The organism is Mycobacterium sp. GA-2829 (assembly GCF_001499965.1).
GTDB lineage: Bacteria > Actinomycetota > Actinomycetes > Mycobacteriales > Mycobacteriaceae > Mycobacterium.
Map to the genome: position 1 here is coordinate 168,447 of NZ_LQIT01000045.1, position 25,793 is coordinate 194,239.

Here is a 25,793-nt window from a genome sequence, read left to right on the forward strand (position 1 = left end):
GATCACGGGAATGACATTGCTGCACCGGCCCGGTGAAGTCATTGCCGATGACGAGAAACCGGTATACCGGTTAACCGGTACTAGGGATAGACCCGGCCCCGCAGGATGACCAGGGCCGGCTCGTGGACGACGGCCGAACCGCCCCGGGGGTCGTCGGCGTAACAGACCAGATCGGCGGGCGCGCCGTCCTCCAGAGCGGGCCTGCCGAGCCACTTGCGGGCCGACCAGCACGCCGCGCCGAGCGCCTCGGTGGCGCTCATCCCGATGCCGCGCAGTGCGTCGATCTCGTCGCCGATGCGGCCGTGGGCGATCGAGCCGCCCGCGTCGGTGCCGGCGTAGATCGGCACCCCGGCCTCCCGTGCGGCCGCCACCCGCGCATAGCTGCGCTGGTAGAGGTCGCGCATGTGGGCGGCGTAGCTCGGGTACTTGGCCGCCTGGTCGGCGATGCCGGGGAAGTTCTCGATGTTGATCAGGGTCGGCACCAGCGCGGTGCCGTGGTCGACCATCTGCGCGATCGTGTCGTCGGTCAGCCCGGTGCCGTGTTCGATGCAGTCGATTCCCGCGCCGATCAGGCCGGGCAGCGCGTCCTCGCCGAAGACGTGCGCGGTGACCCGGGCCCCCTCGGCGTGCGCGGCCGCGATGGCTCGCGCGAGGATCGCGTCGTCCCACAGCGGGGCGAGATCGCCGACCGACCGGTCGATCCAGTCGCCGACCAGCTTCACCCAGCCGTCACCGCGGCGGGCCTGTTCGGCGACGATGGCGGGCAGCTGCGACTCGTCCTCGACGTCGACGGCGTACCCGGCGATGTAGCGCTTGGGTCTGGCCACGTGGCGCCCGGCCCGGATGATGCGGGGCAGGTCCTCGCGGTCGTCGAGGCTGCGGGTGTCGGTGGGCGACCCGCAGTCGCGCAGCAGCAGCGCGCCGACGTCGCGTTCGGTCTCGGCCTGCGCGGCGGCCTCCTCGATGCCGACCGTCCCGCCGGGCACCGGGCCGATACCGACGTGACAGTGCGCGTCGACCAGACCCGGCAGGATCCAGCCGCCGTCCCACACCGTCTCCGCGCCCGCGACGGGTTCGGCATGCAGCAGACCGTTGACGATCCACCACTCGACCTGTTCCTCGTCGGGTAGCCCGCGGCCCCGCACGTGCAGGGCGGACATCAGTTCTTGGGGAACTTCAGCTTGCTCAGATCGATGTCGGCCAGGCCCGGGGGCAGCTCGTCGAGGCCCTTGGGCATGTTCGAAAGGTCGGGGAAGCCCGCGGGCATCCCGCCCGGGAAACCGGCGCCCAGCGGGTTGCGGTTCTTCGGCGGCGTCGGGCCCCGGCCTTTCTTGCCTTTTTGCTTGTTCTTGCCCTTGGCGGCCTTACGAGTGTTCTTGCGCCCGAACGGCATTCCCATCTGGCCTGCCATCTGGGACATCATCTTGCGGGCCTCGAAGAACCGGTCGACGAGCTGGTTGACCTCGGCCACCGTGACGCCGGAGCCGTTGGCGATGCGCAGCCGCCGCGAGGCGTTGATGATCTTCGGATCGGCGCGTTCCTGCGGCGTCATACCGCGGATGATCGCCTGCACCCGGTCGAGCTGGCTGTCGTCGACGGCGGCCAGCGCATCCTTCATCTGGCCGGCGCCGGGCAGCATGCCCAGCAGGTTGCCGATCGGCCCCATCTTGCGGATCGCCAGCATCTGCTCGAGGAAGTCCTCGAGGGTCAATTCACCGCTGCCGATCTTGGCCGCGGTGGCCTCGGCCTGCGCGGCGTCGAAGTGCTGTTCGGCCTGTTCGATCAGGGTGAGCACATCGCCCATGCCCAGGATCCGGCTGGCCATCCGGTCGGGGTGGAAGACGTCGAAGTCCTCGAGCTTCTCACCGGCCGACGCGAACAGGATCGGCACGCCGGTGACCTCGCGCACCGACAGCGCGGCGCCACCGCGGGCGTCGCCGTCGAGCTTGGTCAGCACGACACCGGTGAACCCGACGCCCTCGCGGAACGCCTCGGCGGTGGTGACCGCGTCCTGACCGATCATCGCGTCGAGGACGAACAGCACCTCGTCGGGGTCGACGGCGGTGCGGATGGCGGCGGCCTGGGCCATCAGCTCCTCGTCGATGCCGAGCCGGCCCGCGGTGTCGACGATGACGACGTCGAACAGTTTGGCCCTGGCCTCGGCGAGGCCCGCCGCGGCGACCGCGACCGGGTCGGCGGTGCCCTTGACCTCGGGCGCGCCGGGCGCCGTGCCCGGATGCGGTGCGAACACCGACACCCCGGCGCGTTCGCCGACGATCTGGAGCTGGTTCACCGCACCGGGGCGCTGCAGGTCACAGGCCACGAGCAGCGGGGTGTGGCCCTTGCCCTTGAGCCATCGGGCGAGCTTGCCCGCCAGCGTCGTCTTACCGGAACCCTGCAGGCCGGCGAGCATGATGACCGTCGGCGGGGTCTTGGCGAACGCCAGTGGGCGGGTTTCCCCGCCGAGGATGCCGATGAGCTCCTCGTTGACGATCTTGACGACCTGCTGGGCCGGGTTGAGCGCGGCCGACACCTCCGCGCCCTTGGCGCGTTCCTTGATGCGGGCGACGAACGCGCGCACCACCGGCAGCGAGACGTCGGCCTCCAGCAGCGCCAACCGGATCTCCCGGGCGGTCGCGTCGATGTCGGCGTCGGTCAACCGGCCTTTGTTGCGCAGCCCCTGCAGGGCACCGGTCAACCGGTCGGACAAGGATTCGAACACGGTGTCCACCTTAACGGTCTGGCTCGACTCCCCCGTCGGGCGGCGCGGACCGCCCGGCCGGGGCTCAGCTGGCCTGTTCGGCAGGCTTGGGCGGCGGTGGCGGGGTCGGCAGCACCGCGTACAGGTCACGTTCGAGTTCGGCGCGGATCTCCTGGCGGTCGGCGTCGCCGCCGCCGGCCAGTGCGGGTACCGAGATCCCGAACACGTCGACCACCGACGAGCCCAGCGTGGTGACCTTCGCCCACGCGATGTCCACCCCGTCGCGCTCGAACACCGCGGTCAGCCGGGCCAGCAGGCCGGCGCGGTCGACGGTACGGATCTGCACCACGAACTCTCCGTCGGCGGCGCCTGTCGACCACAGCACCCGCGGCGGCGCGGGGACGTGGTTGGCGGGTACCGCGGCGAGAATCTCCCCGGCGCGTGCGGTGCCGTACTGGGCGGCCTCGCGCTCGCGGCGCTCCAGCGCGGTCAGGACGTCGAGTTCGCCGTCGAGGGCGAGGATGAACTGCTGGCGCAGCAGCCCCGCGGCGGGCGGTGCCCCGAAGTGCGGGGACACCACGAAGGTGTTGATCGCCGAGCCCTCGTGGCTGTTGACCGAGGCGGAGTGCACGCGCAGCGAGTTCAGCGCGAGCACCCCCGCGGCCCGGGACAGCAGGCCCCGCCGGTCGGGGGCGATCATCGTCACCCGGTGGATGTGCGGGCCGTCGCCGGGGGTGAGTTCGACGTGCACCCCCACCTGGGCGGCCATCTCGAGGTGCCGGGTCTCGATCGGATCGGGGGTGGGCAGCGGTTCGCCCGCCATCACCAGCCGGCAGCGGCGCACCAGATCGCCGATCAGCGAGGCCTTCCAGTCGCCCCACACCCCGGGCCCGGTGGCCAGCGAATCCGCCTCGGCCAGCGCGTGGAGCAGTTCCAGCAGCACCGGGTCGCCGCCCAGTTTCTGCACCACGCCGTCGATGGTCTTGGGGTCTTGGAGATCGCGGCGGGTCGCGGTCTCGGGGAGGAGCAGGTGGTAGCGCACCATCTTCGACAGCAGGCCGATGTCCGACGGCCACATCCCCAGCCGGCTGCCGATCTGGTCAGCGAGTTCGGCGCCGATGACACTGTGGTCCCCGCCCCGGCCCTTGCCGATGTCGTGGCAGAGCGCGCCGAGCACCAGCAGATCCGGGCGGGAGACGCGAGTGGTGAAAGCCGCTGCGCGCGAGACGGTTTCGACAGAGTGCCGGTCTACGGTCCAGATGTGCACGACGTCGCGCGGCGGCAGGTCGCGCACCGCACCCCATTCGGGGAACAGCCGCCCCCACAACCCGGTGCGGTCCAACGCCTCGATCGTGCTCACCACCGCCGGGCCGACGCCGAGCATCACGAGCAGATCCTTGAGCGCCTCCCGCGGCCACGGGGTGCGCAGTTCGGGGGCGGTCTCGGCGAGCCGGCTGAGCGTCGAGACCGCCATCGGCAGACCCGTGGTCGCCGACGCCGCGGCGACCCGCAGGATCAGGCCGGGGTCGCGTTCGGGCCGCGCGTCGCGGGCGAGGATGACCTCGCCCGCGTATTCGACGACACCCTCGTCCAGGGGGCGGCGCACCGGCCGCCGCAGCGCGGCGAAACCGCGCCGCGGCAACGCGTTCGCGGCGGTGCGCACTCCGGCGTCGACGTAATAGCTGATGGTGCGCGCCGCGTCGGAGAGCATGCGCGCCAGATCGAAACGGTCACCGATGCGCAGCGCGGCGCCGATCTCGTCGGCATACTGCGCCAGCAGCAGATCGCGGCCGCGGCCCGAGACGCGGTGCAGTTCGGTGCGCACGTTGAGCAGTGCCAGGTGCGCCCCGCCGAGGGTGCCCGTCGGGGACGCGAGCGCATGGCTGGGGTAGACGTCGGCCAGCTGGGCGATGGCAAGAGCGTTGAGCAGCTGGACGTCGCGCAGCCCGCCGCGGCCGGATTTCAGGTCCGGTTCGGCGCGGTGGGCGATCTCGCCGCTGCGCTGCCACCGCGCCCTGGTGTGCTCGACGAGGTCGCCGAACCGCGGCGCGATCCCCGTACGCCACTGCCTGCGGGCACCGCCGACGAGCAGATTCGACAGATCCGCGTCCCCGGCGATGTGGCGCACCTCCAGCATCGCCAGCCCCGCGGAGACGTCCTCACCGGCGACCTTCAGCGCCTCGGGCACGGTGCGCACACTGTGGTCGAGCCGAATGTTGGCGTCCCACAACGGATACCACAACAGTTCGGCGACCTGGCTGACCACGTCGGCAGGCATGTTGTCGTGCAACAGCATCAGATCGAGATCGGAGTACGGCAACAGTTCACCGCGCCCGAGTCCACCGGTGGCGACGATCGCGAAGCCACTGGTCTCGGTGATGCCGATCTCGTTCGCCTTTGTGGTGAGCCAGAATTCGTGCAGATCCAGCAGTGCGTCCCGCAGCGCGGCGGTGTCCAGCGGACGCGATCCGCCGTCGAGCAGCTGCTGGGTGGCCTTGACCAGATCGGTGGCCGGCCGCGACGATGCCGCCGCCGGCGCGCTCCAGCGGGGCGCGCCGGCGGCGGGATCTGGTCGGTGCTCTGTCATCTTCGGAAGTCCTCCCCCGGACCAGTGGACGCTGACGTGTTGACCCGGGAGACGACCCCCTCGTAGATCAGAGGGCGTCAGCCCCCCGCTCGCCGGTGCGCACGCGCACCACGGTCTCGACCGGGCTCACCCAGACCTTGCCGTCGCCGATCTTGCCGGTGCGGGCCGCCTGCACGATGACGTCGACGACCTTGTCGACCGCCGAGTCGTCGACGATCACCTCCACCCGTACCTTCGGCACGAAATCCACGGAGTACTCGGCGCCGCGGTAGACCTCGGTGTGGCCCTTCTGGCGTCCGTAGCCCTGGACCTCGCTGACGGTCATCCCGAGGATGCCCGTCTGCTCGAGCCCGGTCTTGACGTCTTCGAGCGTGAACGGCTTGACGATCGCAGTGATCAGCTTCATTTCGTCGGTCCCTTCCCAGAAAATTGTTGCCGATCAGACGAGTTCATAAGCCGTTTCCGCATGCTCGGTCTCATCGATGCCGGTGTCCTCGTCTTCCTTTGTCACACGCCAGCCCAGCGGCTTGACGATGAAGGCGATGATGGCTGTCATCACGCCAGTAAAGACCACTGCTACCAGAGCGATGACGATCTGCACCACCAGCTGCTGGATCCCGCCGCCGTAGAACAGGCCGGTCTCGGTCGCCAGGAAGCCGATGCCGACGGTGCCCCACAGGCCCGCGACCAGGTGCACGCCGACCACGTCGAGCGAATCGTCGTAGCCGAACTTGTACTTCAGGCCGATGGCCAGCGCCGAGAGCACACCGGCGATGGCGCCGAGGATGAGCGAACCGATCGGCGAGAGCGAACCGCAGGCCGGGGTGATCGCGACCAGGCCGGCCACGATGCCCGAGGCGGCGCCGACACTGGTGGCGTGGCCGTCCCGCAGCCGTTCGACCGCGAGCCAGCCGAGCATCGCGGCGGCGGTGGCGGCGGTGGTGTTCACCCAGACCAGACCGGCGAGCGCATCCGCGGCACCCTCGGAGCCCACGTTGAACCCGAACCAGCCGAACCACAGCAGCGCGGCGCCGAGCATGACGAACGGAATGTTGTGCGGACGGTAGGGGGTCCGGCCGAATCCGGCGCGCTTACCGATCAGCAGCGCGAGTACGAGCGCGGCCATACCGGCGTTGATGTGCACGACGGTGCCGCCCGCGAAGTCGATCGGCGGGACGTTGGCCGCACCTTCGTCGGCGTTGTAGCCGAAGATCCACGACGCGAAGCCGTTCTCGGCACCCGAGAGCAGACCGCCGCCCCAAACCATATGGGCCAGAGGGAAGTACACCAGCGTCACCCAGATACCGCCGAACACCAGCCACGTGCCGAACTTCATCCGCTCGGCAACCGCGCCGCTGATCAGCGCGACGGTGATGACGGCGAAGGTCAGCTGGAAGGCCACCCACACGATCGCGGGCACCGAACCGAATCCGCCGATTGGGTAGAGCTCTTCGCCGCCGATCTCACGCGCCTCCAGCAGCGGGCTCAACCCGAACAGTGAGAAGGGGTTGTCGAAGATGCCCAGGATGTCGCTGTCGCCGGTGTGGGCCGACGCGAACGACATCGAGTAACCCCAGAGCACGTAGATCACGCTCACGACGCCCAGCGCCCCGAAGGACATCATCATCATGTTGAGCACGGACTTCTGACGGGACAGACCGCCGTAGAAGAACGCGAGGGCGGGCGTCATCAACAGCACCAATGCGGCACTGGCGAGCACCCAGGCGGTGTCGCCGCTGTTGAAGGCGGCGAACGCTTCGTCCGGTAAGGCTAAGACCACTTTGTGTGAACCTCCTTGGGAAATGCGCCGACGGATCGGCCTCCCGCAAAGACTCTTTTGCCCGCGTTTCGCTGGTGATGCGTGTGCGTTTCCGCAATGTGAACGCAGCGGCCCACCCGGTTACGCTCATGTTTCTCCAGCGCCGACGCGGCCTCAGCCGAGCAGCGCGTCGACGAACGCGCCGGGTTCGAACGGCGCCAGATCGTCGGGGCCCTCGCCGAGTCCGACGAGTTTGACCGGCACCCCGAGTTCCTCTTGGACGCGGAACACGATGCCGCCCTTGGCGGTGCCGTCGAGTTTGGTCAGCACGACGCCGGTGATCTTGACCACCTCGGCGAACACCCGGGCCTGCGGCAGGCTGTTCTGGCCGATCGTCGCGTCGAGGACGAGCAGCACCTCGTCGACGGCGGCGCGCTTCTCCACCACGCGTTTGACCTTGCCCAGCTCGTCCATCAGCCCGGTCTTGGTGTGCAACCGGCCCGCGGTGTCGATCGCGACCACGTCGGCGCCGTTGTCGATGCCCTTGGACACCGCGTCGAACGCCACCGACGCGGGGTCGGCACCCTCGGGTCCGCGCACCACCTCCGCGCCGACGCGCGACGCCCAGGTCTGCAGCTGATCGGCCGCCGCCGCGCGGAACGTGTCGGCCGCACCCAGCACGACGCGGCGGCCGTCGGCGACCAGCACGCGCGCCAGCTTGCCGACGGTGGTGGTCTTCCCGGTGCCGTTGACGCCGACGATGAGCAGCACCGACGGTTTGTCGGCGTGCGGCAGCGCGCGGATCGACCGGTCCATCTCGGGGTGCAGGTTCGAGATCAGCACGTCGCGCAGCACCGCGCGGGCGTCAGCCTCGGTGCGCACCGCATCGCTGGCCATCCGGGTGCGCAGCGCGCCGACCACCTTCTCCGTGACGGTCGGCCCCAGATCGGCGATGAGCAGGGTGTCCTCGATCTCCTCCCACGACTCCTCGTCGAGGTCGCCGCCGCCGAGCAGGCCCAGCATGCTGCGCCCGAGCGCGTTCTGCGATTTGGCCAGCCGGCCGCGCAACCGGTCGAGACGACCGTGGGTCGGGGCGATGACTTCTTCGGGTTCCGGCGCGGGCTCCGGTTCGGGTTCCGGCTCCGGAGTGGGCTCGGGCTCGGGTTCCGGGACGGGTTCGGGTTCGGGCGCCGGTTCCGGTTCGGCGACCGGCTCGGGGGCCCGCGGCGGCGCCGTGTCGACGGGGGGTTCGGGGAGCCGCACATCGGCGATCGGCCGTTTCGGGGCGTCGCGCGGGATCGTCGCGTCGTCGCCGACGGCGGGCAGACCGCTGGTGTCGATTCGGTCCTTGGGCTGCACCGGAGGGGCTGCCGGTGGTGCTGACGATTGTGTGAACGAGATGCCCGAACTGGCGGTGTATCCGCCGGACCGGTCGATCGGTGTGGCAGTGTCGGGTTTCGAGAGCTTGATCCGGCTGCGCCGGTATCGGACCAGGCCGACGACGAGCGCAACGACGAGAAGAACGGCGATGACCGCGATTGCGATCCACACAGCCAGCGAGAGATCCAGGGTCACCCGGCCATTGTTTCAGGGTGGGCCTGCGGGTGGGTAACCGGTGACGGTGCGGCCGCACAGCAGTCTCGGTGGCAGCGGGCTCGGGATGGAGACCCGCAAGCGCCGCCACATCGACGTGTGCCTGGACGGTCCGGTGGAGTATCAGACGCTGACCACCGGGTTCGAGCGCTACCGGCTGCCGTACAACGCGCTGACCCAGACCTCGCTGCACCGGGTGCGGCTGGACACCACTTTTCTCGGCAGACCGTTGGCCGCCCCGGTGTTGATCGGCGCGATGACCGGGGGCGCGGAACTGTCCGGCACCATCAACCGCAACCTCGCGACCGCCGCACAACGCCTGGGTGTGGGGATGATGCTGGGTTCGCAGCGGATCATGTTCGACGACGACGACGCGGTGGCCTCGAGTTTCGCGGTGCGCGACCTCGCGCCGGAGGTGCTGCTGATCGGCAACGTCGGCCTCGCGCAGCTGGCGGAACCGGTGCTGCCCGCCCTGGAGCGGGCGCTCGACCGTGTCGGTGCCGACGCGCTGGCCGTGCACACCAACCCGCTGCAGGAGGCGATGCAGCGCGACGGGGACACCGACTTCACCGGGTCCATCGACCGGTTGCGGGAACTCGCCGCGACCCTGCCGCTGCCGGTCATGCTCAAGGAGGTCGGCCACGGGATCGGCGCCACCGCCGCCGCCGAGCTCGCGGGCAGCGCGCTGGCCGCCGTCGACGTGGCCGGAGCGGGAGGCACGTCGTGGGCGCGGGTCGAACAGCTGGTCCGTTACGGCGAGATCCCCTCCCCCGCGCTGGCCGAATGGGGCATCCCGACCGCGCAGGCGCTGCTCGAGGTGCGCGAGACGCTGCCCGGGGTGGCGCTCGTCGCCTCCGGCGGCATCCGGACCGGGATGGACGCCGCCAAGGCCCTGGCGATGGGGGCCGACGTGGTGGCCGTGGCCCGGCCGCTGCTGGCACCCGCGATCGAATCCGCCGACGCCGCGGTGGGGTGGCTTCAGCGCTTCATCGACGAACTGCGGGTGTGCCTGCACGGCTGCGGGGCGGCCGACCTGCCGACGCTGCGCCGCGTCGGCGTCGAACCCGCCTAGCCCCCGCGTCGAGCGTGCGCTCAGCGCGGAAAATCAGCGCAGAAGTCGCACTGTGTGCACGTTCGGCGCCTAGGACTGGGCGCTGACCAGCTCCTGGCCGCGCAGGCGCTGGGAGATCACCTGGGTGATGCCGTCGCCCTGCATCGTCACGCCGTAGAGCGCGTCGGCGACCTCCATCGTCGCCTTCTGGTGGGTGATGACGATGAGCTGGGAGCGTTCCCGCAGCTGCTCGAACAGGCTGATCAACCGACGCAGGTTGACGTCGTCGAGTGCGGCCTCCACCTCGTCCATCACGTAGAACGGCGACGGGCGGGCGCGGAAGATCGCGACCAGCATCGCCACCGCGGTCAACGACTTCTCCCCACCCGACAGCAGCGAGAGCCGTTTGATCTTCTTGCCCGGCGGTCGCGCCTCCACCTCGATGCCGGTGGTCAGCATGTCGTCGGGATTCGTGAGCAACAGCCGGCCCTCGCCGCCGGGAAACAGCGTCTCGAACACCTGGGTGAACTCCCGCTCGACGTCGGCGTACGCCTCGCTGAAGACCTGCAGGATGCGGTCGTCGACGTCGGCGATCACGTCGAGCAGGTCCTTGCGGGCGGCCTTGACGTCCTCGAGCTGGGTGGACAGGAAGTTGTAGCGCTCCTCGAGTGCGGCGAACTCCTCGAGCGCCAGCGGGTTGACCCGGCCGAGTTCCCGGAGTTCCTTCTCGGCGAGTTTGGCGCGGCGCTCCTGGGTGGGCCGGTCGAACGGCATCGGCGCCGGGGCCACCACCTGTTCGCCGCGTTCCTTGGCCTGCTCGTATTCCGCCATCTCCAGGTCGGTCGGCGGCAGCGTGACGTGCGGACCGTACTCGGCGATCAGGTCGGCGGGCGCCATGCCGAACTGTTCGAGCACGGTGGCCTCGAGCTGTTCGATCCGCAGCGCGGCCTGCGCCTTGGCCACCTCGTCGCGGTGCAGGGAATCGGTCAACGCGGTGAGCCGAGCGTTGAGTTCGTTGACCTCGTCGCGGGCCTTGGTCAGCGCGGCTGCGCGCTGCTGGCGTTCGGCGGCCAGGGCGTCGCGGTTGCGCGACGCGGCGGCCACGACCGCGCTGAGCCGGGCGGCGACCTGCCTGCCGGACTCGGCGACCGCGCCCGCGATGGCCGCGGCGTTCTCGCGCGCTTGCTTGGCACGCTGGGCCCGCAGCCGGGCCTCGCGTTCGGCGGCGGCCGCGCGGCGCAGCGAATCCGCCCGTCCGCGAACGGCATTGGCGCGTTCTTCGGCGGTACGCACCGCCAGCCGTGCCTCCACCTCGGCCGCGCGGGCGGCCTCGGCCGCGGCCACCGATTCGTGCCGGTCGACGGTCTCGACCTCGAACATCGGCGCCTGCTGGGCGTTGTGCAGCCGGGACTCGAGTTCGGTGAGTTCCTCGACGGTGCGGGTGCGGCCCGCCTCGAGTTCGTCGCGCTGCCGGACCAGCCGTTCGTATTCGGCGGTCGCCGCGCGGGCGTCCTGGCCGAGCCGGCCGAGTTGTTCGTAGATCGCCGAGATTGCGGCGTCGGATTCGTTCAGCGCGGCCAGTGCGTGTTCGGCGGCGTCCTGCCGCGCCCGCTGTTCGGTGAGCGCACCGGACAGTGCGGCGGCGAGCTCGCCGACCTGCTTCTCGGACGCCTCGAGGTCGGCGCGGGCCTTGTCGATCTCCGAGGCGATCTCGAGCGTGCTGGGTTTGCGGTCCGAACCGCCGCTGATCCAGCCCGCACCGACCAGATCGCCGTCGGCGGTGACGGCCCGCAGCCGTGGCCGGTCGGCCACCACGTCCAGGGCGGCGGCCAGGTCGTCCACGATCGCGACGCCGGACAGCATCGCGATCACCGCTCCGCGTAGCCGCGCGGGGATGTCCACCACGTCGACGGCCCACACCGCGCCCGCGGGCAGCGCCGGCACCTCGGCCGTCGGGGTCTCGGGCCAGTCGCCCAGCACGATCGCCGCACGGCCGCCATCGGATTCCTTGAGTGCGGCCACCGCGGCGCGCGCGGCGCCGGAATCCTCGGCGGCCAGCGCGTCGGCGGCGGCGCCAAGCACGGCCGCGACCGCGACCTCATGGCCCGGACGCACCTTGACCAGTTCGGCGACCGACCCGAAAAGCCCTGCGCCACCGTGGTTCTGCTGCAGCCACGCCGCGCCGTCGCGGCGGTCGAGCCCGACGGCGAGCGCATCGATGCGCGCCCGCAGTGAGGCGACCTGCCGCTCGGCGGCGCGTTCGGCGGTCTGCAGTTCGGCGACCCGCTCATCGGCCTGGCGCAGCGCCGCCACGGTGCGGTCGTGGTGCTCGTCGAGCCCGACCTCTCCTTCGTCGAGCTCTCCGACGCGGGCCTGCACGGTCTCGAACTCGGCCTGGGTGCGTTCGGCCTTGGCGGCGGCCTCCTCGATGCCGACGGTCAGCCGGCCGACGGTCTCGTCGATCGACTCGACGCGGGTGCGCATGGTGTCGACCTGGCCCGAGAGCCGCGCCAAGCCTTCGCGCCGGTCGGCCTCGGCGCGGGCGGCGGCCATGTGTGCACGCTCGGCCTCGGCAGCCACCCGTTCGCGTTCGGCGAGCTCTTCGCGGGTGGCTTCCAGGACCGCGCGGGATTCGGCCAGTTCGGCCAGCAGTTCGGCCTCGTGGGCCGCCATGTGCTCGGCCTCGGCCTCGAGTTCGTCGGGGTCGCGGCCGGTCGACGGTTCCGGTTCGGCGTCGAGCAGCTGCGTGCGCTCGTCGGCGATGCGGACCGTCGCGTTGACCCGTTCGGCCAGCGCCGAGAGCCGGAACCAGGTGCGTTGCGCGGCCTCGGCGCGTTCGGTCAGTTCGGCGACGGCGGTCTCGTGACCGTCGAGTTCGGCGGCCGCCGACTCCAGACGGGTGGTGGTCTCGTCGTGCTCGCGCCGCAGAATGGTCTCGGTCTGGTTGGTGCTCTCGAACTCCGAGCGCCGGGTCACCAGATCGTCGGCGGCCAGCCGCAGCCGGGCGTCGCGCAGGTCGGCCTGGATGGTCTGCGCGCGCCGCGCCATCTCGGCCTGGCGGCCCAGCGGTTTGAGCTGACGCCGCAGTTCAGTGGTCAGATCCGTCAGCCGGGCCAAGTTGGCCTGCATCGAATCGAGTTTGCGGACCGCCTTCTCTTTGCGTTTGCGGTGCTTGAGCACACCGGCGGCCTCTTCGATGAACGCGCGGCGGTCCTCCGGACGGGACTCCAGGATCTCCGAGAGCTTGCCCTGCCCGACGATGACGTGCATCTCGCGGCCGATGCCCGAATCCGACAGCAGTTCCTGCACGTCCATCAGCCGGCAGCCGCTGCCGTTGATCTCGTACTCGCTGCCGCCGTCACGGAACATCCGGCGGGTGATCGACACCTCGGAGTATTCGATCGGCAGCGCGTTGTCGGAGTTGTCGATCGTGACCGTCACCTCGGCGCGGCCCAGCGGCGCCCGCGAGGACGTGCCGGCGAAGATGACGTCCTCCATCTTGCCGCCGCGCAGCGTCTTGGCGCTGTGCTCACCCATCACCCAGGTGAGCGCGTCGACGACGTTGGACTTCCCCGACCCGTTGGGACCGACGACGCAGGTGATCCCCGGTTCGAACCGCAGAGTCGTCGGCGCCGCGAAGGACTTGAAGCCCTTGAGCGTCAGACTCTTCAGATGCATGACGTGCCAGAGTACCTAGCGCTCGTCGAATCCGGTGATGCGCTCGCGGGCGTCGGACCAGTCGGTGAGGACCTTGTCGACGCGGCCGGGCGTGTCCCCGCCCTCGAGCAGCGCGAGCAGCCGTTCACAGGTCTCGCGCGGACCCTGCGCGACGACCTGCACCCGGCCGTCGGGTTTGTTGGCGGCGAAGCCGCTCAGCCCCAGCTCCAGCGCCCGTGACCGGGTCCACCAGCGGAAACCGACACCCTGGACGTGGCCGTGCACCCACGCGGTGAGCCGGACGTCAGGACTTTCCGACATGCCTGTCCCCGGCGTGGACCTCGAAGTGAACCTTCGTGCCCGACTTGAGCGTCCGCCCGACCGTGCAGACCTGGTCGATGGCGCGTTCGACGACGGTCAGCAGGCGGGCCACCTCGTCGTCGGACAGCCCGGTCAGGTCGACCTCGAGCGATTCCTCGAGCAGCGGGTAGCGCTCCTGCTCGCGGTCGGCGGGCCCCGACACGCGGATCGTCGCGGGATAGTCGTCGCCGAGGCGGCGGCGCAGCGGTTGATCGCTGCTCATCCCGCTGCAGGCGGCCAGCGCGATCTTCATCAGCTCGCCGGGGGTGAACACACCCTCGACGTCCTCCGACCCGACCAGCACCTCGGCGCCGCGTGAGCTGCGCCCGGTATAGCGGCGCACACCGGTGCGCTCCACCCACAGTTCCGTCATGGCTCCATCTTCACATCGGGCCGCGAAACCGCATTCCCTGTCGTCAAGCGGGCGGCTTGACCGCAGGGAATGCGGTTTCGCGGGCAACTTCTCAGGTGCGGCGCACCCGCGGGCGGGGTTGGCACCGCGGACAGTAGAACGACGACCGGTTCATGAACTTCTCCCGGCGCATGATCGCCCCGCACCGCCGGCACGGCTCCCCCTCGCGGCCGTAGGCGTCCAGCGACCGGTCGAAGTAGCCGGACTCCCCGTTGACGTTGACGTAGAGCGAGTCGAACGATGTCCCACCCTGGCCGAGCGCCTCGGTCATCACCTCGGCCGCGGCGTCGAGCAGTTCAGCGAGCTGGCGACGGGTCAGCGTCGACGCGATCCTGGCGCCGTTGACCTTCGCCCGCCACAGCGCCTCATCGGCGTAGATGTTGCCGATACCCGACACGACGGTCTGGTCGAGCAGCTGACGTTTGATCTCGGAATGCTTGCCGCGCAACACCTTCACGACGGCGTCGCGGTCGAAGATCGGGTCGAGCGGATCACGCGCCAGGTGCGCGACGGGCAGCGGCACCTCGGTGCCGTCGACGGTGACCATGTCGGCGAGGAGCCACCCGCCGAACGTGCGCTGGTCGACAAAGCTCAGCGCGGTGCCGTCGTCGAGCAGCGCCGCGATGCGCAGGTGGTTCTCCTTCTGGATGGGCCCGAGCAGCATCTGCCCGCTCATCCCGAGGTGCACGACCAGCGCGGCGCCGCCGTCGTCCAGCGTCAGCCACAGGTACTTACCGCGCCGGCCGGTCCCGGTGATGCGCGCGCCGAGCAGCCGTGCGGTCAGGTCGGCCGGACCCGCTTCGTGGCGGCGCACCGCGCGGGGATGGTGCACCCGCACCGCGTCGATGGTCTTCCCGGTGACGTGGGCGTCGAGCCCGCGCCGGACGACCTCGACCTCGGGGAGTTCGGGCATCCGCGGTCAGGACTCGTCGGGCGCGGACTCGTCCAACGCGTGCCACGCCGCCGCGGCGGCCTTGAGTTCGGCCTCCTTCTTGGTGCGGCCGACACCCCTGCCGTACTCGATGTCGGTGACGAGCACCGAGGCGGTGAACTCCTTGTCGTGGTCGGGTCCGGTGGAGGTCACGACGTACGCCGGGGCGCCCAGGCCGCGGGCGGCAGTGAGCTCCTGCAGGCTGCTCTTCCAGTCGAGTCCGGCTCCGAGTGTCGGCGCGGTCTCGAGCAGTTCGGCGAACAGCCGCAGGATCACCTCGCGCGCGGTGGCCTGGCCGTGCTCGACATAGATTGCGCCGAGCAGACTTTCGACACCGTCGGCCAGGATGCTCGACTTGTCGGCGCCACCGGAGTTCTCCTCACCCTTGCCCAGCAGCAGGTAGGCGCCCAGCCCCTTGTCCGAAAGGTTGCGTCCGACGTCGGCGAGCGCGTGGGTGTTGACGATGCTGGCCCGCAGTTTGGCCAGATCCCCTTCGGAGCGCTCGGGGTGGCGGTGGAACAGCTCTTCGGTGATGGTCAGACCGAGGACGGCGTCGCCGAGGAATTCGAGCCGCTCGTTGGTGGGCAGGCCGCCGTGCTCGTAGGAATAGCTGCGGTGGGTGAGCGCGATGGTGAGCAGTTCGTCGGGCAGGGTGACCCCGAGCGCCGCCAGCAGCGGCGAGCGGTCGTCGGTCACTTGTCGTCTCGATCCAGGAGCCCCGCGAGCTTGGCCCACCGCGGATCGATGGTGTCGTGATGGTGGCCCGGCTCCGCAGTGGCCAGCGCCACACCGCATTCCGGGCACAGCCCCGCACAGTCCGGTCCGCACAGCGGGGCGAACGGCAGCGCCAGGCCGACCGCGTCGATGATCGGCTGTTCGAGGTCGACGGTGTCCGGTACGCCGGTCGCGCCGACGCGCGCCACCTCGTCCTCCTCGGTGGTGGCGTCGGTGGTGCTGTCGGGATAGGCGTACAGCTCGGTCAGCTCGATCTCGACCTCACCGGTCAGGGGCGTCAGGCAGCGAGCGCACTCCCCGGTCGTCGGCGCCGCGACCGTGCCGGTGACCAGGGCGCCCTCGGACACCGCCTGGATCTGCAGATCCATCGTCAGCGGCGCCCCTTCGGCGATGCCGATCAGGTCGAGGCCGATCCGCGAGGGACTGGGAATCGTCTCGTGGAACGTCATCATCGAGCCAGGTCGACGGCCCAGACGCGAGATATCGAGCACGAGCGGCGATCGTGCGGCTCTGTGCGTGGACATGCCTCGATCCTACGGCGCGGGCGTTGCCGGCCCGCGCGCCACCGGGGTGTTTCCGGTCAGCGTGCCGCGTAGTCGTGCGTACCGGCGGCGGTGCGCAACTGGTGGCGGCCGCGACCCACCGACCGCAGTGTGCCGTTGAGGAAGTCCTCGAATTCGGCCAGTTTGCTGTCGACGTAGATGTCGCATTCGCCGCGCAACCGGTCCGCCTCGGCGTGTGCGGAGTCGATCAACCGGGTGGCCTCGGCGGTCGCGGTGTTGACGATCTCGGTCTGCGACACCAGTCGCTGCTGTTCCTTGATGCCCTCCTGCACGGCCTTCTCATAAGCGAGGTTGCCGCTCTCGATGAGGCGGTCGGCCTCGGACTTGGCGCGGCCGGTGCTGGCGTCGTACTCGCGTTTGGCGGTGGCCATGATCCGGGAGGCCTCTTCGCGGGCCTCGCCGACCATGCGCTCGCTGTGCTGCCGGGCCTCGGCGACCATGCGGTCGGCCTGGGCCTTGGCGTCGGCGAGCAGGCGGTCGGCTTCGGCGCGGGCGTGGTTGACCATGGACTCCGCCTCGGCCCGGGCGTTGGTCACCATCGACTCCGAGTGCTCCTTGGCGTCGTGGAGCATCGAGTCGCGGGCGTCGAGCACGTCCTGGGCGTCGTCGAGTTCACCGGGGATGGCGTCCTTGATGTCGTCGATCAACTCCAGGACGTCGCCACGAGGGACGACGCAGCCGGCCGTCATCGGCACGCCGCGGGCTTCTTCGACGATCGCGCCCAGTTCGTCGAGCGCTTCAAAAACTCGGTACACGGCAACACCCTCCAGGCGTAGTTGTTGGTACCAGTGTGCCTGGTGTTACGCCTGTGACTGGGTTTTCCTGCCCCGGTGTGTCGCTTCGGCCAGGCACGACCGGTGACGCTTGCCCCGAGGTTATGTCAAGTGCCGATTATCACCGCAGGGCGGCTCCGATGACGTCGCGGGCCCGGTCGAGCATCGAGGCGAACGGGCCGACCGCGAAGTTGAGCTTCGCCGACTCCACACCTGGATGCGGCCGGGTCGGGGCGATCGCCTCCGCCGCGCGCACCGCTGACGCCAGCCGTTTCAGATCGTCGGCGGACAGTTCGCGCTGCAGGGTGTCGAACTCCTCGAGCTCCTCGGCCTCGGCGTGTTGCACGACGGCATCCCGGAACTTCTCGAGTTCGGTCAGGAACTCCGCCGACCCGAAGTCCATCCCCTCGAGCGCGGAGAGCTGTTCCTTGGCGTGGTGCTCCTCGGTCAGCCGGGCGTCGACCACCTCGTCTCCCCCGTCGATGGCCTGACGCGCCCGCGGGTGCACGACCATCTCCTCGGCCGTCTCGTGCACTGCGAGGAGTTGGCGCAGTTCGGTGAAGGCCTTCTCACGCGCTTCGTCCGAGGACGCCGAGAACACCTCCTCGAACAGATCCTTGATGAGGTTGTGCTGGTCCTTGAGGAACCTGACGACGTCATCGCCGGACTGGACGAACGTTTCAACCATGGCGGGAACCTCCGTGGTGGGGTGAGTGGCGCGATGGGCTGTGCGCCACCGCAGACCTACCCCGCCCGAACCGACTCAACCGCGCAGTTTGGCCTGTAACCGAACGTTCACCGCGTCGGGCAGCAGCGCGGAGACGTCGCCGCCGAGCGTCGCGACCTCCTTGGCCAACGACGACGACACGAACGAGTACTGCGGGGTCGACGCGATGAAGAACGTGTCGACGCCGGCGACGTGCTTGTTCATCTGCGCCATCTGCAGTTCGTATTCGAAATCGGTGCTGCTGCGCAGCCCCTTGACGATCGCGCTGAACCCGCGTGCCCGGACGAAGTCGACCACCAGCCCCTGTCCGGATTCGACGCGCAGGTTCGGCAGGTGCGCGCACGACTCCGCGATCATCTCCATGCGCTCGTCGAGGCTGAACATGCCCTTCTTGTTCGGGTTGACCAGCACCGCGACGACGACCTCGTCGAATTGGGCGGCGGCCCGTTCGAAGACGTCGACGTGTCCGCGGGTCACCGGGTCGAACGATCCAGGACACACCGCGCCGCTCATGGGTGACGACCGTACCTGATCATCGTCAGGGCTGGTCACCTCGATGACGGCGCCCACTCGGCCATGTCCAGCCGGGTGTCCCCGTAGCGCCGCGCCGGCCACGGCACCCAAGTTGACGCCCAGGACACCCCGGCACCGGATGCGCGCCGCTCGATCACCGCGACGGCGCCGGCGCGTAGCCACCCGCGTTCCTCAAGTGCCGCCAGCATCGCCTCGACCTCCCGGTCGGGAACGTCGTAGGGCGGATCGGCGAGCACCAGGTCGACGGGCCGGTCGGTGCCGCCCGCCAGCACGGTGGCCACCGGGGCCCGCCGCACGTCGGCGGCCGCGCCGACGCCGAGTTCGGCGATGTTGCGGCTGACCGTCGCGGCGGCGCGGTGGTCCTGTTCGACGAACACCGCGCGGGAGGCGCCCCGCGAAAGCGCCTCCAGCCCAAGCGCTCCCGAGCCGGCATACAGATCGAGCACGACCGCGCCGTCGAAGTCCAGCCGCGCCTCGAGCACGTTGAACAACGCTTCGCGCACGCGGTCGGACGTGGGGCGGGTTCCCTTGGGCGGCACCGAGATCCGGCGACCGCCCAGCGAGCCCGCGATGATCCGGGTCAGCTGACGACCACCAGCAGATCGCCGCCCTCGACCTGGGCGGTGGCCGAGACCGCGACTCGTTCGACGGTGCCTGCCTTGGGCGCGGTGATCGCGGCCTCCATCTTCATCGCCTCGATGGTCGCGATGGTCTGCCCGGCGCTGACGGTGTCGCCCACCTCCACGCCGACGGTCACCACACCCGCGAACGGGGCCGCGATGTGGTCGGGGTTGCCGCGGTCGGCCTTCTCCGCGGCCGGGACGTCGCTGGCGACGCTGTGGTCGCGGACCAGTACCGGGCGCAGCTGCCCGTTGAGGATGCACATCACCGTGCGCATCCCGCGTTCGTCGGGATCCGATACGGCCTCGAGCCCGATGAGCAGTTGCACCCCGCGTTCGAGTTCGACGCGGTGTTCGTCGCCCTGGCGCAGCCCGTAGAAGAACTGGTTGGCGCTCAATCGTGAAGTGTCACCGTAGGTTTCGCGGTGTGCCTCGAACTCCTTGGTGGGCCCGGGGAACAGCAGCCGGTTCAGCGCGGCCTGGCGTTTGACGCCGGGCTGAGCGAGCACCGCCTCGTCCTCGGACGACAGCTCCGCGACCGGTTTGGCCGGGGCGCGGCCCGCCAACGCCTTGCTGCGCAACGGTTCCGGCCAGCCCCCGGGCGGGTCGCCGAGTTCGCCGCGCAGGAAACCGATCACGCTGTCGGGGATGTCGAACCGTGACGGGTCCTCGGCGAACTCCTCGGCGGATGCGCCGGCGCCGACGAGCGCCAGCGCGAGGTCACCGACCACCTTGCTCGACGGGGTGACCTTGACCAGCCGGCCCAGGATGCGGTCGGCCGCGGCGTAGGCCTCCTCGATCTCCTCGAACCGGTCCCCCAGTCCGAGCGCGATCGCCTGCTGGCGCAGATTGCTCAGCTGTCCGCCCGGGATCTCGTGCCGGTAGACCCGGCCGGTCGGCGCGGGTAGCCCACTCTCGAACGGCGCGTACACCTTTCGCAGCGCCTCCCAGTACGGCTCGAGATCACACACTGCTGACAGTGACAGTCCGGTGTCGTACTCGGTGTGCGCGGCCGCGGCGACGATCGAGCTGAGCGCGGGCTGGCTGGTGGTGCCTGCCAGCGGGGCCGCCGCCCCGTCGACCGCCGACGCCCCGGCCTGCCACGCCGAGAGGTAGGTCGCGAGCTGACCGCCCGGGGTGTCGTGGGTGTGCACGTGCACCGGCAGGTCGAACCGCGCGCGCAGCGCCGAGACCAGCTGGGCGGCGGCCTGTGGGCGCAGCAGCCCGGCCATGTCCTTGATCGCGAGCACGTGGGCGCCCGCCTCGACGATCTGCTCTGCCAGCCGCAGGTAGTAGTCGAGCGTGTACAGGTCCTCGGCCGGATCGGACAGGTCGCCGGTGTAGGACATCGCGACTTCGGCCACGGCAGTACCGGTTTCGCGCACCGCGTCGATTGCCGGGCGCATCGAGTCGACGTTGTTGAGCGCGTCGAAGATCCGGTAGATATCGATTCCGGTTGCCGTCGCCTCAGCCACGAACGCCGTGGTGACCGTCTCCGGATACGGCGTGTAGCCCACGGTGTTCCGGCCGCGCAGCAGCATCTGCAGGCAGATGTTGGGCACCGCCTCCCGCAGGGCGGCCAGCCGCTCCCACGGGTCCTCCTTCAGGAAGCGCAGCGCCACATCGTAAGTCGCGCCGCCCCAGCACTCCAGCGACAGCAGCTGCGGCGTCAACCGCGCGATGTGCGGCGCGACCATCAGGAGTCCGTTGGTGCGCACACGGGTGGCCAGCAGGGACTGGTGGGCGTCCCGGAACGTGGTGTCGGTGACCCCCACGGCCGGTGAATCCCGCAGCCAGCGGGCGAAACCCTCGGGGCCCAGTTCGACGAGCCGCTGCTTGCTGCCCGAGGGCGGCGGCGCGTCGGCGTCGATGTGCGGCAGTTTGTCGTGCGGATACACCGTCGACGGGCGCGGGCCGTGCGGTTGGTTGACCGTCACGTCGGCCAGGTAGTTGAGGATCTTGGTGCCGCGGTCGGCCGGGGTGCGGGCGGTCAGCAGGTAGGGCCGCTCGTCGATGAACGAGGTGGTGACCCGGCCCGCGCGGAAGTCCGGATCGTTGACCACGGCCTGCAGGAACGGGATGTTCGTCGACACCCCGCGCACCCGGAACTCCGCGAGCGCGCGCCGAGCCCGTGACACCGCGGTGGAGAAGTCACGGCCCCGCGAGGTCAGCTTCACCAGCATGGAGTCGAAGTGGGCGCTGATCTCCGCGCCCAGCACCGTGCCGCCGTCGAGCCGGATCCCGGCGCCGCCGGGTGAGCGGTAGCCGGTGACGCGCCCGGTGTCGGGACGGAACCCGTTGGCGGGGTCCTCGGTGGTGATCCGGCACTGCATGGCCGCACCACGGATCTGCAGCGTGTCCTGGCTCAGGCCGAGGTCGGCCAGCGTCTCGCCGTCGGCGATGCGCATCTGCGCGGCCACCAGGTCGACGTCGGTGATCTCCTCGGTCACGGTGTGCTCGACCTGGATGCGCGGGTTCATCTCGATGAACACGTGCCTGCCGCGTTCGTCGAGCAGGAACTCCACCGTGCCGGCGTAGCTGTAGCCGATCTGCCGCGCGAAGGCCACCGCGTCGGCGCAGATCCGCTCGCGCAGTTCGGGATCGAGGTTCGGGGCCGGTGCCAACTCGATGACCTTCTGGTGGCGCCGCTGCACACTGCAGTCACGTTCGAACAGGTGCATGACGTTGCCCTGCTGGTCGGCGAGGATCTGCACCTCGATGTGGCGGGGATTGACCACCGCCTGTTCGAGATAGACCATCGGGTCGCCGAAGGCCGACTCGGCCTCGCGGCTGGCCGCCTCGATCGCCTCGCGCAGCGCGTCGGGTTCGGTGACCCGCCGCATCCCGCGGCCGCCGCCGCCGGAGACCGCCTTGACGAACACCGGGAACTCCATGTCGCCGGCCGCGGCCATCAGTTCGTCGACCGACGACGACGGCGCCGAGGAGCGCAGCACCGGCAGCCCGGCCGCGCGGGCGGCCTCGATGGCCCGCGCCTTGTTGCCGGTCAGCTCGAGGATGTCGGCGCGCGGCCCGATGAACGTGATGCCCGCCGCGGCGCAGGCCGCGGACAGTTCGGGGTTCTCGGAGAGGAAACCGTAACCGGGATACACGGCGTCGGCGCCGGCGTGCCGGGCGACGCGGATGATCTCGTCGACGGACAGATACGCGCGGACGGGGTGACCGACGTCGCCGATCTGATACGACTCGTCGGCCTTGAGCCGGTGCAGGGAGTTGCGGTCTTCGTACGGGTACACCGCGACGGTGGCGATGCCCATCTCGTACGCGGCGCGGAACGCCCGGATCGCGATCTCGCCGCGGTTGGCGACGAGGACTTTGGAGATCACGCGCTACCTTATCCCGTCGCTGCGACCCGGCTCACAAAAGGGTGGACCAGTAGTCCCAGAACCGCACGAGGATCAGCAGGATCAGCGCGGTGAACCACAGCGCCGTCAGCGACCAGCGCCACTGGTACACCGCGCGCCCGACCGCGTTTCCCGCGAGTGCGGGCCGCAACGCGATCGCCGCGGACACGACCAGCAGCGGGACCGTCACCGCCCAGACCACCATGCAGTACGGGCACAGCGCGCCGATGCGGTACAGGCTCTGGAAGATCAGCCAGTGCACGAACACCGTGCCGAGCAGCGTGCCGATCGCCAGCCCGGACCAGTACCAGCGCGGCAGCCGCACCCCGGTCACGGCCAGCACACCGGTGACCGTGACGACGCTGAAGGCGGCGATGCCGATCAGTGGATTGGGGAATCCGAACAGTGCGGCCTGCGGTGTGACCATGACCGATCCGCAGGACAGCACCGGGTTCAGCGAGCAGGACGGGGTGTAAGAGGGGTCGAGCAGCAGCTCGATCTTCTCGATGGTCAGCGTGGCCGCGGCGGCGAGGCCGACCACGCCGGCGATGAGGATCCAGACCGCGCTCGGCTTCGGCACCGCGAGCCCGACCGTCCGGTCGTCTGCCGGGGCAGGCGACGTGGTGTCGGGTGCGGTCGCGGTCATGACGCGGGTGCCGGCGCCGCCGGGCCGTCGAGACCGGGCACGTCGCCGACGATCTCCTTGATCTTGGCGACGAGCGCATCGGGGGTGGACGGGTCGTAGTCCTCGCCGTTGATGCGGATGGTCGGGGTGGCGCGGATCGCGGTCTCCTTGGCCATGCCCTTGACCATGTCGACGTAGCGGCCCTTCTTGATGCAGTCGGGCACGGTGCCGCCCGCCCCGGCCTGGCGCGCCAGTTCGATCAGCTGGTCGTCGCCGGGGTAGACGCCGCCGCCCTCCTTGGGCTGGATGCCGGGGGTGAACAGGGCGGCGTGGAACCGGCGGAACGCGGCCTTGTCCTCGTCGGCGACGCAGTAGGCGGCGTTGCCGGCCCGCGACGAGTAACCGTCGCCCTGGGCGTCGAGGATCGAGACCATGTAGTAGTCACCGGCCACGGCCCCGGTGTCGATCAGCTTGTTGATCGTCGGGCCGAACTGGCGCTCGAAGTTGCCGCAGGCCGGGCACAGGAAGTCCTCGTAGAGCGACACCACGGCCTTGGGCTCGTCGGTGCCCTCCTGGGTGATCAGCTTCTCCGTGGAGACCCGGACCGCGGTCGCGTCACCGGAGCCCGGCTTGTCCTCCGCCGACATCACGATGTAGAGGACGAGCGCGACGGCGAACACCACGACGACGGCCGTCAGGCCGATCTGGACGAACAGATTGCGCTTGCGATCCGCCGCCTTCAGGTCGTACCGGGGGTTCTTCTTCGGTTTCGTGGCCACGCGGACAAGAGTACCGGCGGCCCTGTGGTCCTCAGCCAGCGCGCCTAGGCGCGGCTGAGGTGGGCCCGCAGCGCGGAGATCATCGCATCGACCGCGGTGGCGCTGTCCCCGCCGAGCGGGAAGAAGTTCGCGAACGCGTGGATCAGCGAGCCCTCTTCGCGGTGATCGACCGGGACACCGGCGGCCCGCAGCGCCTCGGCGTAGCGGTTGCCCTCGTCGCGCAGCGGGTCGAATCCGCCGGTGAGCACCAGCGCAGGGGGCAGCCCGGACAGGTCGTCGGCCAGGAGCGGGGAGACGTCCGGGTCGGTGCTGTCGACCGTCGCACCGTCCAGATAGAGGTCCATGAACCAGGACATGTCGCGGGCGGTGAGGAAGTAGCCGTCGGCGAACAGGGTCTTGGAGCGGGTCTCACTGCACACGTCGACGACGGGGTAGATGAGCAGCTGCAGCGCGGGCTGCGTCGCACGCGCGTTGCGGGCCCGCTGACAGACGACCGCGGCGAGGTTACCGCCGGCGCTGTCGCCGCCCACGGCGATGCGGTCCTGGTCGACGCCCAGGTCGGCGGCGTGTTCGGCGGCCCAGCGGAAGGCCGCGTAGGCGTCGTCGGCGGCGGCGGGCGCCTGGTGTTCGGGCGCCAGCCGGTAGTCGACAGACAGCACGGTGAGCCCGCCGTCGCGGCTGATGATCCGGCACAGGTCGTCGTGGGTGTCGAGGTCGCCGATCACGAAGCCGCCACCGTGGTAGAAGACCAGCAGGGGCGGTTCGCTCTCCGGGTTCGGGGTGGCGGGCCGGTACAGCCGGGCGGGGATGTCGCCGGCCGGTCCGGGGATCGTGAGCTCGGTGACGTCGGCGACGATGCCGGCGGGGAACATCGCGGCGGTGATGCGCAGCTGACGGCGGGCGACGGCGACGTCCCTGCTGGCCACGAGTCCGTTGATCCCGGCGGCGCGCTGGGCGGCGAGCATCAGCTGCAGCGTGGTGTCGAGGGTGTTGCCGTCGACGGTCACCGACCGGAAGCCCAGCAGCGCGCGTTTGACCGGCTCCGGCAGCACCGGCAGCGCCCGCAGCGTGGCCCGGGTCGCCGCGTTGACGGCGGCGTCGCGGATCCGGCTCTTACCGCGTGGTGCCGGATCGCCGGTGCTGGCGGTGGGTCCGACGGCCGGTGCGGTGGCTGGCAGACTCGGCGGCATGGAGGCTCCTTCGGTCGCGTTGAACGACGGCAATTCGATACCCCAGGTCGGTCTGGGTGTCTGGAAGACGCCGCCCGAGGACACCGAACGCGCGGTTGCGGCGGCGATGGCCGCCGGCTATCGACACGTCGATACGGCCGCAGCGTACGGCAACGAGGAACAGACGGGCACGGCGATCGCACGGTCGGGGCTCGACCGCACGCAGGTCTTCCTGGTGACCAAGCTGTGGAACTCCGAGCAGGGCTACGACTCGACGCTGACCGCCTTCGACGCGAGCGTCGCGCGGTTGGGTGTGGATTACCTCGACCTCTACCTCATCCACTGGCCGGTCCCCGAGAAGAACCGCTTCGTCGACACCTTCAAGGCCTTCGCGAAGCTGCGCGAGGACGGGCGCGTCCGGTCGATCGGTGTGAGCAACTTCGAACCCGAGCATCTGCGGATCCTCGTCGACGCGACGGGCATCGTGCCCGCGGTCAACCAGATCGAGCTGCACCCGCTGCTGCCCCAGCACGAACTACGAGAAGTCCACGCGGAGTTGGGCATTGCGACCGAGGCCTGGAGCCCGCTCGGTCAGGGATCGCTGCTGACCCATCCGGCCGTGACCGGGATCGCCGAGGCACATGGGAAAACCCCAGCGCAGGTGCTGATCAGGTGGCATATCCACCTCGGTAATATCGTCATCCCCAAGTCGGTCAACCCACAACGGATCGAGAGCAACTTCGACGTGTTCGACTTCGAACTGAGCGAGCAGGACATGGCGTCCATCGCGGCACTCGAGGACGGCACCCGTATGGGCCCCGACCCCCGAACCTTCAACTTCACAGGGTAGGTGAC

General features: G+C 70.1%; 22 protein-coding genes. 2 read left to right on the top strand and 20 right to left on the bottom strand.

Annotation, left to right across the window (positions count from 1 at the left end; genetic code table 11):
* Window positions 1-80: 80 nt before the first annotated feature.
* From AU194_RS23970 to ftsY, 6 genes are all read right to left on the bottom strand, one after another.
* Window positions 81-1,160: an amidohydrolase family protein gene (locus tag AU194_RS23970; protein WP_059091747.1), complete on the bottom strand. Its 1,080-nt coding sequence runs from the start codon at window positions 1,158-1,160 to the stop codon at window positions 81-83.
* Entirely contained in the window at window positions 1,160-2,722 is a 1,563-nt protein-coding gene (gene ffh / locus AU194_RS23975) for a signal recognition particle protein (RefSeq protein ID WP_059091796.1), read from the bottom strand. The genes AU194_RS23970 and ffh overlap by 1 nt, the downstream gene beginning before the upstream one ends.
* A gap of 64 nt (window positions 2,723-2,786) precedes the next feature.
* Window positions 2,787-5,288, bottom strand: a complete 2,502-nt coding sequence (locus tag AU194_RS23980) for a [protein-PII] uridylyltransferase (RefSeq protein WP_059091748.1) — start codon at window positions 5,286-5,288, stop codon at window positions 2,787-2,789.
* Between the two features lie 67 nt (window positions 5,289-5,355).
* On the bottom strand, window positions 5,356-5,694 hold the full coding sequence (locus AU194_RS23985; RefSeq protein WP_059091749.1) for a P-II family nitrogen regulator: 339 nt from the start codon (window positions 5,692-5,694) through the stop codon (window positions 5,356-5,358).
* 33 nt (window positions 5,695-5,727) lie between these two features.
* Window positions 5,728-7,068, bottom strand: a complete 1,341-nt coding sequence (locus AU194_RS23990; RefSeq protein ID WP_059091750.1) for an ammonium transporter — start codon at window positions 7,066-7,068, stop codon at window positions 5,728-5,730.
* 153 nt (window positions 7,069-7,221) lie between these two features.
* A complete protein-coding gene (gene ftsY, locus AU194_RS23995; protein WP_059091751.1) occupies window positions 7,222-8,622 on the bottom strand; it encodes a signal recognition particle-docking protein FtsY in 1,401 nt (466 codons plus the stop codon).
* A gap of 85 nt (window positions 8,623-8,707) precedes the next feature.
* On the opposite strand from ftsY, the gene fni reads away from it, so the two are divergent.
* Window positions 8,708-9,712 carry a type 2 isopentenyl-diphosphate Delta-isomerase gene (gene fni / locus AU194_RS24000; RefSeq protein ID WP_197417727.1) on the top strand — a complete coding sequence of 335 codons (1,005 nt, stop codon included), beginning with the start codon at window positions 8,708-8,710 and terminating at the stop codon, window positions 9,710-9,712.
* 69 nt (window positions 9,713-9,781) lie between these two features.
* Here the strand turns inward: fni and smc are convergent, their stop codons facing one another.
* The 14 genes from smc to AU194_RS24070 all read right to left on the bottom strand — a co-directional run bounded on the left by smc (window position 9,782) and on the right by AU194_RS24070 (window position 24,959).
* Window positions 9,782-13,369, bottom strand: a complete 3,588-nt coding sequence (gene smc, locus AU194_RS24005) for a chromosome segregation protein SMC (protein ID WP_059091753.1) — start codon at window positions 13,367-13,369, stop codon at window positions 9,782-9,784.
* 15 nt (window positions 13,370-13,384) lie between these two features.
* Entirely contained in the window at window positions 13,385-13,669 is a 285-nt protein-coding gene (locus AU194_RS24010; RefSeq protein WP_059091754.1) for an acylphosphatase, read from the bottom strand.
* A complete protein-coding gene (locus AU194_RS24015; protein WP_059091755.1) occupies window positions 13,653-14,081 on the bottom strand; it encodes an OsmC family protein in 429 nt (142 codons plus the stop codon). The genes AU194_RS24010 and AU194_RS24015 overlap by 17 nt, the downstream gene beginning before the upstream one ends.
* A 91-nt stretch (window positions 14,082-14,172) precedes the next feature.
* Window positions 14,173-15,033 carry a DNA-formamidopyrimidine glycosylase gene (mutM, locus tag AU194_RS24020; RefSeq protein ID WP_059091756.1) on the bottom strand — a complete coding sequence of 287 codons (861 nt, stop codon included), beginning with the start codon at window positions 15,031-15,033 and terminating at the stop codon, window positions 14,173-14,175.
* A 6-nt stretch (window positions 15,034-15,039) separates the two neighbouring features.
* Window positions 15,040-15,747 carry a ribonuclease III gene (gene rnc, locus AU194_RS24025; RefSeq protein ID WP_059091757.1) on the bottom strand — a complete coding sequence of 236 codons (708 nt, stop codon included), beginning with the start codon at window positions 15,745-15,747 and terminating at the stop codon, window positions 15,040-15,042.
* Window positions 15,744-16,310: a DUF177 domain-containing protein gene (locus AU194_RS24030; RefSeq protein ID WP_059091758.1), complete on the bottom strand. Its 567-nt coding sequence runs from the start codon at window positions 16,308-16,310 to the stop codon at window positions 15,744-15,746. The genes rnc and AU194_RS24030 overlap by 4 nt, the downstream gene beginning before the upstream one ends.
* A 56-nt stretch (window positions 16,311-16,366) precedes the next feature.
* The gene (gene sepIVA, locus AU194_RS24035; protein WP_059091759.1) at window positions 16,367-17,104 is read right to left on the bottom strand and encodes a cell division protein SepIVA; all 738 of its coding nucleotides are present in this window, start codon (window positions 17,102-17,104) and stop codon (window positions 16,367-16,369) included.
* 139 nt (window positions 17,105-17,243) lie between these two features.
* Entirely contained in the window at window positions 17,244-17,810 is a 567-nt protein-coding gene (locus AU194_RS24040) for a hemerythrin domain-containing protein (protein ID WP_059091760.1), read from the bottom strand.
* 75 nt (window positions 17,811-17,885) lie between these two features.
* Window positions 17,886-18,362 carry a pantetheine-phosphate adenylyltransferase gene (gene coaD / locus AU194_RS24045; protein WP_059091797.1) on the bottom strand — a complete coding sequence of 159 codons (477 nt, stop codon included), beginning with the start codon at window positions 18,360-18,362 and terminating at the stop codon, window positions 17,886-17,888.
* Window positions 18,363-18,397: 35 nt separating this feature from the next.
* Window positions 18,398-18,967, bottom strand: coding sequence for a 16S rRNA (guanine(966)-N(2))-methyltransferase RsmD (rsmD, locus tag AU194_RS24050; RefSeq protein WP_082698824.1), 570 nt, complete (start codon window positions 18,965-18,967; stop codon window positions 18,398-18,400).
* A complete protein-coding gene (locus AU194_RS24055; protein ID WP_059091762.1) occupies window positions 18,964-22,347 on the bottom strand; it encodes a pyruvate carboxylase in 3,384 nt (1,127 codons plus the stop codon). Before AU194_RS24055 ends, rsmD begins: the two co-directional genes overlap by 4 nt.
* 31 nt (window positions 22,348-22,378) lie before the next feature.
* Window positions 22,379-23,011 carry a vitamin K epoxide reductase family protein gene (locus AU194_RS24060; RefSeq protein ID WP_059091763.1) on the bottom strand — a complete coding sequence of 211 codons (633 nt, stop codon included), beginning with the start codon at window positions 23,009-23,011 and terminating at the stop codon, window positions 22,379-22,381.
* Window positions 23,008-23,769: a DsbA family protein gene (locus AU194_RS24065; RefSeq protein WP_059091764.1), complete on the bottom strand. Its 762-nt coding sequence runs from the start codon at window positions 23,767-23,769 to the stop codon at window positions 23,008-23,010. The genes AU194_RS24060 and AU194_RS24065 overlap by 4 nt, the downstream gene beginning before the upstream one ends.
* Window positions 23,770-23,813: 44 nt before the next feature.
* Window positions 23,814-24,959 (bottom strand): alpha/beta hydrolase, encoded by a 1,146-nt coding sequence (locus AU194_RS24070; RefSeq protein WP_059091765.1) that lies wholly within the window; start codon window positions 24,957-24,959, stop codon window positions 23,814-23,816.
* Here AU194_RS24070 and AU194_RS24075 point away from each other — a divergent pair.
* Window positions 24,958-25,788 carry an aldo/keto reductase gene (locus AU194_RS24075; protein ID WP_059091798.1) on the top strand — a complete coding sequence of 277 codons (831 nt, stop codon included), beginning with the start codon at window positions 24,958-24,960 and terminating at the stop codon, window positions 25,786-25,788. The genes AU194_RS24070 and AU194_RS24075 overlap by 2 nt on opposite strands.
* The last annotated feature ends 5 nt before the right edge of the window (window positions 25,789-25,793 follow it).